Annotated in this window: 11 protein-coding genes; 2 read left to right on the top strand and 9 right to left on the bottom strand. The window is 58.0% G+C overall.

All coding sequences use genetic code 11. The features are described from left to right. Window positions 1-6: 6 nt before the first annotated feature. Together J3352_RS02470 and J3352_RS02465 are read right to left on the bottom strand one after the other, a co-directional pair. Entirely contained in the window at window positions 7-933 is a 927-nt protein-coding gene (locus J3352_RS02470) for a carbohydrate ABC transporter permease (RefSeq protein ID WP_035394544.1), read from the bottom strand. 135 nt (window positions 934-1,068) lie between these two features. After that, window positions 1,069-2,421, bottom strand: a complete 1,353-nt coding sequence (locus J3352_RS02465; protein WP_156065789.1) for an ABC transporter substrate-binding protein — start codon at window positions 2,419-2,421, stop codon at window positions 1,069-1,071. Between the two features lie 506 nt (window positions 2,422-2,927). On the opposite strand from J3352_RS02465, the gene J3352_RS02460 reads away from it, so the two are divergent. Continuing rightward, window positions 2,928-3,779, top strand: a complete 852-nt coding sequence (locus J3352_RS02460) for a MurR/RpiR family transcriptional regulator (protein ID WP_005934417.1) — start codon at window positions 2,928-2,930, stop codon at window positions 3,777-3,779. 50 nt (window positions 3,780-3,829) lie between these two features. Here the strand turns inward: J3352_RS02460 and J3352_RS02455 are convergent, their stop codons facing one another. Beyond that, window positions 3,830-4,843: a hypothetical protein gene (locus tag J3352_RS02455; protein ID WP_156065787.1), complete on the bottom strand. Its 1,014-nt coding sequence runs from the start codon at window positions 4,841-4,843 to the stop codon at window positions 3,830-3,832. 184 nt (window positions 4,844-5,027) lie between these two features. Here J3352_RS02455 and spoIVA point away from each other — a divergent pair, with 184 nt between their 5' ends. Further along, on the top strand, window positions 5,028-6,524 hold the full coding sequence (gene spoIVA, locus J3352_RS02450; protein WP_097771913.1) for a stage IV sporulation protein A: 1,497 nt from the start codon (window positions 5,028-5,030) through the stop codon (window positions 6,522-6,524). 170 nt (window positions 6,525-6,694) lie between these two features. On the opposite strand, the gene J3352_RS02445 is transcribed toward spoIVA, so the two are convergent. The 6 genes from J3352_RS02445 to J3352_RS02420 all read right to left on the bottom strand — a co-directional run bounded on the left by J3352_RS02445 (window position 6,695) and on the right by J3352_RS02420 (window position 11,957). Beyond that, entirely contained in the window at window positions 6,695-7,528 is an 834-nt protein-coding gene (locus tag J3352_RS02445) for a sugar nucleotide-binding protein (protein WP_156065785.1), read from the bottom strand. Further along, the gene (locus J3352_RS02440) at window positions 7,525-8,316 is read right to left on the bottom strand and encodes a zf-HC2 domain-containing protein (RefSeq protein ID WP_097771915.1); all 792 of its coding nucleotides are present in this window, start codon (window positions 8,314-8,316) and stop codon (window positions 7,525-7,527) included. The genes J3352_RS02445 and J3352_RS02440 overlap by 4 nt, the downstream gene beginning before the upstream one ends. Further along, the gene (locus J3352_RS02435) at window positions 8,313-8,804 is read right to left on the bottom strand and encodes an RNA polymerase sigma factor (protein ID WP_117476140.1); all 492 of its coding nucleotides are present in this window, start codon (window positions 8,802-8,804) and stop codon (window positions 8,313-8,315) included. The genes J3352_RS02440 and J3352_RS02435 overlap by 4 nt, the downstream gene beginning before the upstream one ends. A gap of 144 nt (window positions 8,805-8,948) precedes the next feature. Beyond that, a complete protein-coding gene (locus tag J3352_RS02430; protein ID WP_005934408.1) occupies window positions 8,949-9,260 on the bottom strand; it encodes an AzlD domain-containing protein in 312 nt (103 codons plus the stop codon). After that, a complete protein-coding gene (locus J3352_RS02425; protein ID WP_156058160.1) occupies window positions 9,257-10,018 on the bottom strand; it encodes an AzlC family ABC transporter permease in 762 nt (253 codons plus the stop codon). Before J3352_RS02425 ends, J3352_RS02430 begins: the two co-directional genes overlap by 4 nt. Window positions 10,019-10,145: 127 nt before the next feature. Next, on the bottom strand, window positions 10,146-11,957 hold the full coding sequence (locus J3352_RS02420) for an ABC transporter ATP-binding protein (RefSeq protein ID WP_156065783.1): 1,812 nt from the start codon (window positions 11,955-11,957) through the stop codon (window positions 10,146-10,148). Window position 11,958: the final 1 nt, after the last annotated feature.

Here is an 11,958-nt window from a genome sequence, read left to right as displayed (position 1 = left end):
ACCTCCTCAATTATTCTGGTTGCCAGCCTTGAACTGGATCGCAGACAGGATGGCAATGATGATGGCAAGCACAACACCCATGGCGTTGCCATAGCCGTAGCGGTACAGCTTGAACGCGGTGTAGTAGATGTAGTACATGATGGTATCGGTGCTGTGGTTGGGGCCGCCGGAAGTCAGCAGCTGGATCAGCGCAAAGCACTGGAAGGAGTTGATGGTGGTGATGACCAGAATGTACAGGGTGGTGGGCATGATGGCGGGCCACTTGATCTTCCAGAAGCACTGGAAATCGGTCGCGCCGTCCACTTCGGCAGCTTCTACGATGGACTGGTCCACGTTGCCCAGGGCGGAAACATACAGAACGATGGGCTGGCCCACAGAGGTGGTCAGCAGGATGAGGATGATGCAGCCCAGAGCGAACCGCTCATCGCCCAGCCAGTTGATGTTCTTGTCGATCAGACCCAGCGTCTTGCCCAGATAGTTGAAGATGCCGTAGTAATTGTTGTACATCCACTTCCAGACAACGGTAACGGCAACGGAACCGGTGACAACGGGCAAGTAGAACACGCAGCGGAAAAGGCTGGTGGCCCACTCGGGCAGATCCACGATGGCGGAGCTGACCCACAGCGAGAAGGCGCAGGTCACAGGCACCGACACGATGACGATGATGAAGGTGTTCTTCAGAGCACCCAGGAAGATCTTATCGGCGAACAGTTCTTTGTAGTTTGCAAGGCCGACAAAGACATCGGCGCGGTTCATGGTGGAATCAAAGAAGCTCGTGACCACGCAGAGGATCATGGGGTAAATGACGAACCCCAGAAAGAAGATCAGGCTGGGCAGAAGGAAGAGATAGGATGCGATGGTCTCCTGCCGGACCAGTGCGCGGCTGCGCTTTGGCTCTTTGACTTTTACGGTGGTAGCAGCCAAGAAAATCACCAAACCTTTCGTTTAGCTCCGGTAAAATGACCGGCTCCCGACGGAACTTGCAAAAAAGAATGCCCCTCCCTCGCCGGGATTATCGAGGAAGGGGCAAGGTTTATAACGTTACGATGAAAAACTCAGGCGGTGCGCTTATGCCTCGGCAGTAGCGGCAGCATTTGCGTTCTCAACAAAGGTAGCAACGGCCTGCTCAACGGGCTCGCCGGTGCCAACGCGCTGCAGCATGTTCCACCACTCGGTACGAGCGGTTGCCCAGCCCGGGGTGATCTGGTAGTAATCGCCCAGGAAGCCCATGAACTTGGTGTACTCGCTCATAATGTCGTTGCCGGCGTAGATGTCGCCAACGCTCTCACGAACGGGGAAGTAGGTGGAAGCCAGAACGCTTGCGCCAACCTGGTCGGGGTCAGCAGCGATGAAGTCGATAAAGGTCTTGGCTGCCTCGATCTTGGCCTCGTCGCCGTTGTCGAAGATGCCGAAGCCCCAGATGCCGCCGCACAGCTTGGGATCGCCGCTCTCGGTGGGGAAGGCCATGGGGAAGATCTCGTCGCCGCTGTTGGTCAGGCCGGCATCGTTGTTGTCGGAGTTCAGCTGCTGTGCAATGTTCCAGCAGAATGCCATCTGCAGGGTACCGTTGCGGAACAGGGTGATCTCCTCGCCGCCGTTGATGGAAGCATCAAAGTTCACGCCCTTGGCATCGTACAGAGCCTGGATGGCCTTGATGTTCTCGGGGGAGTCAGCGGTGTACTTGGTGTGCTCGGCATCGGTGAAGGTGCCGCCGTACATGTTGTTGATGATCGCGCGGGTGCCCTGGTCGCCGCCCTGGCCACTGCAGTAGATGGCTGCAACATTCTCATAACCGCCATTGTACAGTGCGTCAACGGTCTTGAGGAAGCCGTCGGTGCTCCAAGTGTGCTTATCAGTATCAATGTACTGGTCTGCGCCCACTTCCTTGACCTTGGTCATGTTCACGGCCATGCAGTGTGCGGTCATGCACAGAGGATACTCATAGTAGTCGCCGGCTTCGTTCCTGCAGGCGGACTCAACGGAAGCGTAGATGTCCTTCTTGGCATCGTCGGTCCACAGGTCGTTCAGGGGAGCCATAACGCCCTTCTTGCCCCAGTTGGCAACCAGACGCTCGGGGCCTTCCATGATCAGGTCGGGTGCGCTGCCGCCCTCGATGGCGGTGTTGACCTGGTCATCACCATTGGTGTAATCCAGGTACTCAACGGTGACCTTGATGTCGGGATATTTTGCGTTGAAGCTGGAGATCAGCTCCTGCACAGTCTCGTCCTTGCCCCAGCCGCCGATGGGGTATGTCCACAGCTTGATGTTTGCGCCAGCTGCGGTGCTTGCCGCTGCAGAAGCTGCAGTGGAGGAAGCAGCAGTGCTGCTGGAGGAGCTGCCGCCGCATGCGGCCAGTGCACCGGCTGCACTCAGGACACCCACGGCCTTCAGGAAAGAGCGGCGAGAGATACTGTTTTTCATAAGAAACTTCTCCTTACTCATTGATGTAGTGCGATTCTACTTTGCGGCCCTCGTGTGGGAACCGCTTCTATTGGCCTTATTATAGAAAAATATTTTCATTTTGTCTATCGGCTGTCTGCCCAATAATGAAAGGGCTTTCTTGTGGATGTCGCACAATTTTAGCGAAAAGACTGGTCTTTTGGGCAGAATTCACGGAAATTTTGAAAGTTGTAGCTATTTTGTAACCATTGTAGAAAAATCACGCTTTTCGCTGGTGAAAATAGTTTTCACTCAAAAAAGAGGGGGAAATCCGGCAAATTGAAAAGGATTTTCACAAATAAGTCATACTAATGCGGCGAATTTGGGCGCTCTGCACAGAAACGAACCTGAATTTGTAGTCAAAGCCCCTCTTGCCAAGCGGTTGGGATTCTTTTATACTTTTCTTAAAGGAAAACTTCCCGACAATGGTGTTGGCGTGTGCGGCCAGCCCTTCCGGCGGGAAACGGAGCAGGAAAAAGGAGACCATCATGTCTACGACCACAAACTTCTGGGAGCTGCTGCAGCAAAGGCAGGACGAACTGACAAAATCCGGCCGTGCTGTGGCAGATTACCTTGTCCACCATGCCGACGAGGCACAGTACCTTTCCATTTCCTCCCTTGCGCGGGAATGCAAGGTAGCAGAGGCAACGGTGTTCCGCTTCTGCCGGGCATTGGGTTTTGAGGGCTACCATGAGATGCGCATTTCGCTGGCGCAGGCCAACGCCACCGGTGCGCTGGTCAACCAGCATGAGCCGGAGCCGGGCGCTACCACTGCCAGTCTGTGTGAGCACGCCAGCGGCCTGTTTCTCACTGCCATCAACGGTACCCAGAATTCTCTTTCGCCCGAAGCCGTGGAGCAGGCTGTGGATCTGATGCGTGCCGCGCGGCAGGTGTTCTGCCTGGGTCAGGGCGGCAGTATGCTGCTGGCCAACGATATCTGCGCCCGCTTTTCCAGCCTGTCCAACAAGTTCCGCACCGCAGGGGACAGTCATCTGCAGATCCTGGCTGCCAGCCTGATGGGCCCGGAGGATGTGGTGCTCTTCATCTCCTATTCCGGCGCGACCCGCGATATGCTGGAAACGCTGCGCACGGCCAAGGCATCCGGCGCAAAGATCATTCTGCTCACCCATTATGAGGATTCGCCCGGCGCAGCCATGGCGGATGTGGTGCTGCGGTGCGGCGCGCAGGAAAGCCCGCTGGATTCCGGCAGCATCCCCATCAAGGTGGCGGTGCTTTATGTGGGCGAGGTGCTTCTGCTCCGCTATATGCTGGATGACCCCGAGCATACCAACGAAGCCCAGGACCGCACCAGCGAGGCGGTGGCCATCAAGTTGATCTGAACAGTAAAACAGGCGGCATCCAACTTTGGTTGGAGCCGCCTGTCTTTTCGTTATAAGAGCGCTATAGTTTCATCCGGGAACTGCTTCTGGTAGTAGGTCACCTTCCACCGGATATTTTCCGGTTCCACCGGCGCAAAGTGGAGCGAGGAACAGGCGGTGCGGGTATCACCCTGCTGCTTTCCGCTCACAAAGATCGCCGTTGGGCCGTCTGCCCCGCCGATGATGCCAATGGCTCCATCTTCTGTGGGTGCGTCGCTTTTCCGGATGGGCTTATCACTAGAGGCGCAGTCGTTCACCTGCACCCAGCCGGTGGTCACGGCGGGGGTCAGGGTGTAAGTCATTTCCACAAATTCCCGGGGCCATTCCATGGGCGGCCCCATGTGGGGGAGGTCATTCTCCGGCAGCCGGGCCGGTTTCAGGTCCTTGACCGTCAGCACGCAGGGCACACCGGTGACGGGGTGGGCAAACTCCACGACCTTTCCGGGCGCTGCCGTGAACTGCACCGCTTCGGCAGGCTGTTCCCGCTGGGTGAGGGTCAGTGTCAGGCTGGTGATGTGGGCCGGCCTGCGCTTTGTCGCCCAGGGAAAGCTCCACTGCCGGAGATCCCAGCCTTGTTCCGGGTCAAGCCCGTAGTGCTTCACGATATCCCGCGCCGCCTGTTCACCGCTGCAAATGATCTCCTCTTCGGAGCGGAGGGGGTTATAATATTCCCCGGCACCGCGGCTGTACTCCACGGTTTTGCCGTTGATGGCTACACTTGGCAGATAGTCAAAAGAACCAAACGGGTCCTCGGCTTCGGCCAGTTCGACAGCTTCCGGCGGGCATTCGTCAATATCCATCCCTTCGTAAGCGGCCAACTTCTGGTAATGCGCTTCGATCGCTTCACGCTCCACCCGGCGGCAGATGTCTACAACCAGCCCTTTTCCACAAAGGTAAATCGCCGGGATGATGAAATGCTGCCCGCCCCACACCGAGTGTGCCCCGCAGGACACTTCCTGCCCGGGGCGGCCCCGATGCGGGCGGTGACAGCCCGGATTGTCCTCAAAATAAACCTTCCACTCCATCTGCGTTCCACCTTTCCATACAGTTTTCTCTATTGTAGCGTAGGAAAGATTTTCTGTCAACCGACGCTTTTTCGCCAGGTGCCGCTCATATCCTGCCGCCTGTCCGAATAGACTGTTTCCGAGAAGCAGACGCAGAAGGTGCGGCCTTGCCGCCCGGTGCGGACGGGAGAGAGGAGAGAGCAATTTGGAAAAACAGGAGTGTTTGGAAGCCACTGTCTGCCGGGAGATCGGGGCACGCACCGGCGGGGAGATCCTGATTGGCGTGGTGGGGCCGGTGCGCACCGGTAAGAGCACCCTCATCAAGCAGTTTATGGAGCAGCTGGTGCTGCCCGCCATCGGCCCGGCGGACGCAAAGCTCCGGGCCCGGGATGAGCTGCCGCAGTCGGCGGCAGGGCGAACGATCATGACCACAGAACCGAAGTTCATCCCGGAGCAGGCCGTGCCGCTCCAACTGGAGGGCGGCGGGGAATGCCGCATCCGGCTCATCGACTGTGTGGGCTATATGGTGGAGGGAGCCATGGGCCACGAGGAAGACGAGAAGCCCCGCATGGTCAAAAGCCCCTGGTTCGAGGAGGAAATCCCCTTTGACCTTGCCGCTGAGACCGGCACCCGCAAGGTCATCCGGGATCACTCCACCATCGGCATCGTGGTCACCACCGATGGCTCCATCAGCGAGATCCCCCGGGAAAACTACCTGCCCGCCGAAAAGCGGGTGGTGGAAGAGCTGGAAGCGCTGGGCAAACCCTTTGTCATCCTGCTTAACAGCACCCGCCCGGATGCTCCGGAGACAAAGGCTCTGGCTGCAGAGCTGGAACAGGCATACGGACGCACGGTCCTGCCGGTGAGCTGCCTGGATCTGCAAAAAGATGACCTGCTGTCCATCCTGCAGCGTGTCCTCTACGAATTTCCGGTGCGGGAGCTGGATTTTGCCATCCCCCGCTGGGTGACGATGCTGGAAAAGGGCCACTGGCTCCAGAACGAGATCTACACGGCGGCGCTCCAGTTTTCAGAGAAGATCAGCCGGATGAAGGATGTTCCGGCCCAGAACAGTGCCGGAGCGCTGGCCGGGGATTCGGTGCAGGAGTCCGCCCTGAGCGGCATGAACCTTTCCGACGGCGTAGTGCGGGTGACCGTTCTGTTGAAGCCGGAGGTGTTCTACCGCGTCCTCAGTGAGCAGACGGGGCTGGAAATTGGCGATGAAGCAGGCCTGATGCCCTGCATCATTGAGCTTTCCCGGGCAAAGCGGGAGTACGAGAAGATCCGCAGTGCACTGGAACAGGTGGAAGCCACCGGCTACGGTATCGTGATGCCCAGCATTGAGGAGCTCTCGCTGGAGGAACCGGAGATCGTCCGGCAGGGCGGGCGGTACGGTGTCCGGCTGGAAGCCAGCGCACCCTCCATCCATATGATGAAAGCTGTCATCCATACCGAAATCAGCCCCATTGTGGGCACCGAGAAGCAGAGCGAGGATCTGGTGCAGAGCCTGCTGGGCGATTTTGAAGCCGACCCGGAGAGGCTGTGGGAATCGAACATCTTTGGCAAGAGCCTGCATGAACTGGTGAATGAGGGATTGCAGAACAAGCTCCTCCACATGCCACAGGAAGCCCGCACCCGCCTGCAGGAAACGCTGGAACAGGTCATCAACGATGGCTGCACCGGATTGATCTGTATTCTGCTGTAACATAAAACGACCCTCTCAGTCACGCTGACGCGTGCCAGCTCCCCCGAAGGGGGAGCCAACGCATCTGACAGGAAGAAAACTGCTGATTTGCAGAATCTTACCTTGAAGCTGCAATTGCCTCTCCCTTTGGGAGAGGTGGCAATGCGGAGCATTGGCGGAGAGGGTCGTTCTTATTTTTGATAAAACCTCAAACAGCCTTCAAAACTGCTCAATGTATCATGGAATCGAATCCCCTGTGCGGCCAGCTTTGAGCTGTCCATCACAAGGTTGCGGGAGAAATCAGCAGGCTCGATCTGCACCTGCACGCCCAGCGCTTCGGCAAACTGCCGGGCCGTTGTGACCATGTCGGCATCGTTCCCGCTGCCAAAATTGTACACACCGCCGGGCAGCTGCAAGGCGGGAAAGAGCTGTTCCGCCACCTCCCGCACCCAGCTGATACCCCGGTGGTCGTTCGGTGAAAAGCGAACGGGAGTACCGTTTTGTGCGGCCTGCAGCAGGTTCAGCGGCAGATTGCCCCGGAGGGGCAGGCCATCACCGGGCAGATCGTACATCCAAGGGGCCCGCAGAAGCACTGCCTCCGGGCAGAGCGCAAGGACCCGCTCCTCGGCCTTCAGCTTGTGCTGACCATAGGTGTTGGCGGGGGAGAGCGGCAGCGTTTCGGGCAGGGGGCCGGGCTGGGTCACACCTGCGTACACCTGATCCGAGCTGAATGAGATCAGCTTGGCCCCGGTGTCCCGTGCAGCTTTTGCCATCCAGATGGGCAGATCAACGTTGGCACGCCGGGATTCCTCCGGGTGCTGCTGGCAGTAGCCGGTATCGGACAATGCCGCCAGATGCAGGATGACATCCGGCTGCATGGTTTCCGCAAAACGGCGAATGGCGGATTCATCGGCAGCAGCCAGAGATCCGCGCGGGAAGGTGAAAAGCTCTGCACGGCCCTGCCACTGGTGCAGTACCCGGGAACCCACAAAGCCGGAGGAGCCGGAAATTAAGATTTTTTTCATGATGTTTTCCTTGCGCGTACTTTTGCAAAACGCACTTGTTCTAAAAGAATGCTGACGGTCTTAGAAGTATCAGTCCACGAGAAACCGCCATCGTAACGGGTCAGCGTTGCATCATCTGCCAGAATGTCAATCAGTTCATCCTGCTCTGGCATGAGCCGGGCGGCCCGCAGGGTCAAATAGGTGTCCCGCGTAACAAACAGCGTGTAAGGACTTGAAACCTCAAACCAGATAGGCTCGTTGTTTTTACTGAACGTGCGCATCAGGGCTTCCCACCGGGTCTGTGTGACGCTCAGGAACACAATGGGGGTGTCCCTGTAATAACGTACCTGATAGCCGACTGTGGTGTAATAAACTCCTGTCTTTGCATTCCTGACTGCATTTTTCTGAATGGTGTGGATAGACCCGTAGGAATCAGAGGGAAGTACTTCATGGGTCTCTTCTACTACAAGATCTTCGACCGGCAGGTCCACATAAGAGTGCATCATCCAGTAGCGCCAGCCAAAGAAAGCGCAGATCAGGGCCAGCAGTCCGCCCACAGCGGCCAGCGTGATTTTTACCTGCCGGGCGCGCAGATTCTTTTTTACGGTGCTCAGGGCCTCAGCGGCCTCAGCGGCCTGCTCTTCCTGTACCGCAGTTTCCTGGGGCGGGGCGTCCATTTCAGCCAGCAGGGCAGAGCAGGCGGCACAGTCGCTCAGGTGCTCTGCCACATCGGCGGAAGTCTGTTCGTCGCAGACGTGATCTTTATAAAGGGGCAGAAGGTCCTGAACCAGGTAGCAGGGTAGTTTCATAAGATGGCCTCCTTCATTTTCATTCGGGCGCGGTAAAAGGTCACCCGCGCCCAGCTTTCGGTCTTGTGGTGCAGTGCGGCGATCTCTGCAAAGGTCAGTTCGCCGTAGACCCGCAGCCAGAACACCTCCCGGTACGGTTCGGGCAGGGCATGAAGCTTCTGGTAAAGGCTCAGTGCTCCTTCCCGCTGCTCCAGTTCCTCCCCCGGCAGGGGGGCGGGGCTGGGCACATCCGTCAGAGTGTCGTCCAGCGGGGGCAGTTCCCGCTTCTGCCGCCGGTATGTATCCGTCAGGGTGTTTTTGGCAATCTGACACAGCCAGACATTCAGTGCACAGCCGCCCTTGAACCCGTCAATGGCATCCAGCGCCTTGTAAAAGGTCTCCTGGGTCAGTTCTGCTGCCAGTTCCTCGTTTTGGCACAATGTCATCAGGTAAGCGTACACGGGCTTGTAATACTGCAGATAAATCTGCTCAAAACTGCGGTGCTCCATGTGCGCATCCCTCCTTTTTGGTGTGTTTTGGAACCGGTTCGCCCATAAGACGGCAAAACCGCCGGAACGTTACAAGTTTTCCGAAAAAATTTTCAAAGACCAAAAAGCCGCCATGGCCTACCCAGAACCACAGCGGCAGAAAGCTCAGTGCACCAAAAACAGTTCCAGCACAAGCACCACGGCACAGCAGGAGACGGACACCTGAAACAAACTGGCTCCGAACCATGCAGCGGCGATGCCCACTACCAGCGCGGCAGCACCGGCAATGGGGCTCTGGGTGGCGTTGATGATGGCCGGGAAGGTCATCACGGCCAGCGTTACATAGGGCACATAGTAGAGGAAGGACTGGATGAATTGGTTTTTGATGGGTTTGCGGATAAGGGTCAGCGGCAGCACACGGATGGCGTAAGAAACAGCGGCCATCACGGCGATATAGACCCAATTATTGTAGGTCATGCCTGCACCTCCTCAGTTCCGGCAGTTTCCGGTGCTTCGGGTGTAACAGGAAACAGAACGGCTGCCCCGCAGGAGATCAGCACCGTCAGCAGGATGGTGCGGGTGCCGTCCGAAAGGGAAGCGATGCCGGGCAGACAGCCGCAGGCAAAGCTCAGGGCAAAGCTCAGCATCACCAGCACGGCAACGACTCTGTTCTTCCGGGCGGGGGGAATGATGATGGCCAGGAACATGCCGTACAGGGCCACGCTCAGGGCGCTGACCACACGCACGGGCAGCAGGTTGCCCGCAATGATGCCCAGCGCTGTGCCCATGGCCCAGGCGGGGGCTGCCAGCGCAATGGCACCGTAGGTGTAGAACGGGTTCAGATAGCCGGGCCGTGCGATCGTGATGCCAAACAGCTCGTCGGTGACATCGTAGCCGATGATGAGCCGGTGAAAGAACGGCGTGCCTGGGGCAAATTTCTGGGCCAGAGCGCAGCTCATCAGCAGGTAGCGCGCGTTGGCGATCAGGGTGATGATGGCAACTTCCAAATAGGTGGCACCGGCAGCGATCAGCGAAAAGGCTGCATACTCACCGGCAGAAGCATTGTTGAACAGGCTTGCAAAAAAGCCCTGAATGGGGGTCAGCCCCGCATTGCGGGCTGCAATGCCCAATGAGAACGAGACAGCAAAATAGCCCAGCGCAATGGGCACGCCATCCCGCATCCCCTCGCAGAATACCTTGCGGCTGAATGCGTAGGGCTTTTGAGTGGTTTCCATGAGTGGTTACTCCTTTCCTACTTCAAGACACAAAAATAAGTATAGCACATCCGGTAGGAATTGACAAAAGAAAAAGGCTCAGGTTTCGATCAAAAACCTGAGCCTTTTTCAAAGAAGGGAGCGTGGCTTAATCCACAACATCCTCAAACTGGCTGTTGTACAGGTCAGCGTAGAAACCGCCGGCCTCAATGAGCTGGTCGTGGGTGCCCTGCTCCACAATGTCGCCGTCCCGCATGACCAGGATCAGGTCGGCATCCCTGATGGTGGACAGGCGGTGGGCAATGACGAAGCTGGTACGGCCCCGCATCAGGTTGTCCATAGCAGTCTGGATGCGCTGTTCGGTGCGGGTGTCCACGCTGCTGGTGGCCTCGTCCAAGATCAGGATGCGGTTGTCGGCCAGAATGGCCCGGGCAATCGTCAGCAGCTGCTTCTGGCCCTGACTGACGTTGGAAGCGTCCTCGTTCAGCTCCATCTGGTAGCCGCCGGGCAGGGTGCGGATGAAGTGGTCGGCATTGGCGGCTTTGGCGGCGGCAATGACCTCTTCGTCGGTGGCATCCAGACGGCCATAGCGGATGTTCTCCATGATGGTGCCCTTGAACAGCCAGGTGTCCTGCAGCACCATGCCGAAGCCCTCGCGCAGGGCACTGCGGTCAAAGTCGCGGATATCGTGGCCGTTCAGGGTGATGGAGCCGGAATCCACATCGTAGAACCGCATGAGCAGCTTGACCATGGTGGTTTTGCCGGCACCGGTGGGGCCAACGATGGCGACCTTCTGGCCGGGCTGCACCTTACAGCTGAAATCGTGGATGATGGTCTTTTCGGGCACATAACCGAACCGGACATGGTCAAAGGTGACCTGACCATCAATGCAGGCAGGGTCTGCCCGGCGGGCAGGGTCGGCCAGCTGATCCTCTTCGGGCTCGTTCAGGAACTCGAACACGCGCTCGGCAGCGGCGGCCATGCTCTGCAGCATGTTGGACACCTGTGCCAGCTGCTGGATGGGCTGGGTGAAATTGCGGACATACTGGATAAAAGCCTGGATATCGCCGATGGTAATGATGCCGTTGGCGGCAAAGATGCTGCCGACGATGGCAACGGCTACATAGCCCAGGTTGCCCACAAAGTTCATAATGGGCTGCATCAGGCCGGAGAGGAACTGGCTCTTCCAGGCGGATTCAAACAGCTTGTCGTTGGCGGCGTTGAAGTCCTCCAGCACGGCGGCCTCCCGGTTGAAGGCCTTGATGACATTGTGGCCGGAGTAGACCTCCTCCACCTGACCGTTCACAACGCCCAGGGTGGCCTGCTGGGCCTTGAAGTATTTCTGGCTGAACCTGACCACCAGCATCACCAGCACCAGAGAGACGGGCAGGATGAGCAGTGCGATCAGGGTCATTTTGGGGCTGATGGACAGCATCATGATCAGCACGCCGATCATGGTGGTAATGCTGGTGATGAGCTGGGTCACGCTCTGGTTCAGGCTCTGGCCCAGGGTGTCCACATCGTTGGTGATGCGGGAGAGCACCTCGCCGACTGTCCGCTTTTCAAAGTAGGCCAGCGGCAGGCGGTTGATCTTTTCGCTGATCTGGCGGCGAAAATCATAGCAGACCTTCTGGGAAAGGCCGGTCATCAGCCAGCCCTGAATGAAGCTGAATGCGGCGGAGCAGAGGTACATGGCCAGCAGGATGAGCAGGATCTTGCCGATGTAGGCAAAGTCGATGCCGCCGATCCCCCGCAGCTTGGCGATCCAGCCGGTGGCAAGGGCCGTGGTGGCCTTGGCCAGAATTTTGGGGCCTGCGATATTGAAGATGGTGGAAAGGATGGCAAAGACCATCACAACGATGAGGGAGAGCTTATACTGGCTCAATGCGCTGAGGAGCTGCCGCAGAGTGCCCTTGAAATCCTTGGCGCGCTCGGTGGTCTGTTTTCCGGGTCTCGGCATA

Origin of the sequence: Faecalibacterium sp. Marseille-Q4164 (assembly GCF_017377545.1) — a bacterium.
Taxonomy (GTDB): domain Bacteria; phylum Bacillota; class Clostridia; order Oscillospirales; family Ruminococcaceae; genus Faecalibacterium; species Faecalibacterium duncaniae.
This window is presented reverse-complemented; position numbering and strand designations above follow the sequence as displayed.

Bases quoted from the DNA above. Each gene is read 5' to 3' on its own strand.
- J3352_RS02455 (WP_156065787.1), bottom strand. From the start codon at position 4,843: ATGGAGTGGAAGGTTTATTTTGAGGACAATCCGGGCTGTCACCGCCCG.
- J3352_RS02420 (WP_156065783.1), bottom strand. From the start codon at position 11,957: ATGCCGAGACCCGGAAAACAGACCACCGAGCGCGCCAAGGATTTCAAG.
- J3352_RS02430 (WP_005934408.1), bottom strand. From the start codon at position 9,260: ATGACCTACAATAATTGGGTCTATATCGCCGTGATGGCCGCTGTTTCT.
- J3352_RS02460 (WP_005934417.1), top strand. From the start codon at position 2,928: ATGTCTACGACCACAAACTTCTGGGAGCTGCTGCAGCAAAGGCAGGAC.
- J3352_RS02440 (WP_097771915.1), bottom strand. From the start codon at position 8,316: ATGAAACTACCCTGCTACCTGGTTCAGGACCTTCTGCCCCTTTATAAA.
- J3352_RS02435 (WP_117476140.1), bottom strand. From the start codon at position 8,804: ATGGAGCACCGCAGTTTTGAGCAGATTTATCTGCAGTATTACAAGCCC.
- J3352_RS02445 (WP_156065785.1), bottom strand. From the start codon at position 7,528: ATGAAAAAAATCTTAATTTCCGGCTCCTCCGGCTTTGTGGGTTCCCGG.
- J3352_RS02425 (WP_156058160.1), bottom strand. From the start codon at position 10,018: ATGGAAACCACTCAAAAGCCCTACGCATTCAGCCGCAAGGTATTCTGC.
- J3352_RS02465 (WP_156065789.1), bottom strand. From the start codon at position 2,421: ATGAAAAACAGTATCTCTCGCCGCTCTTTCCTGAAGGCCGTGGGTGTC.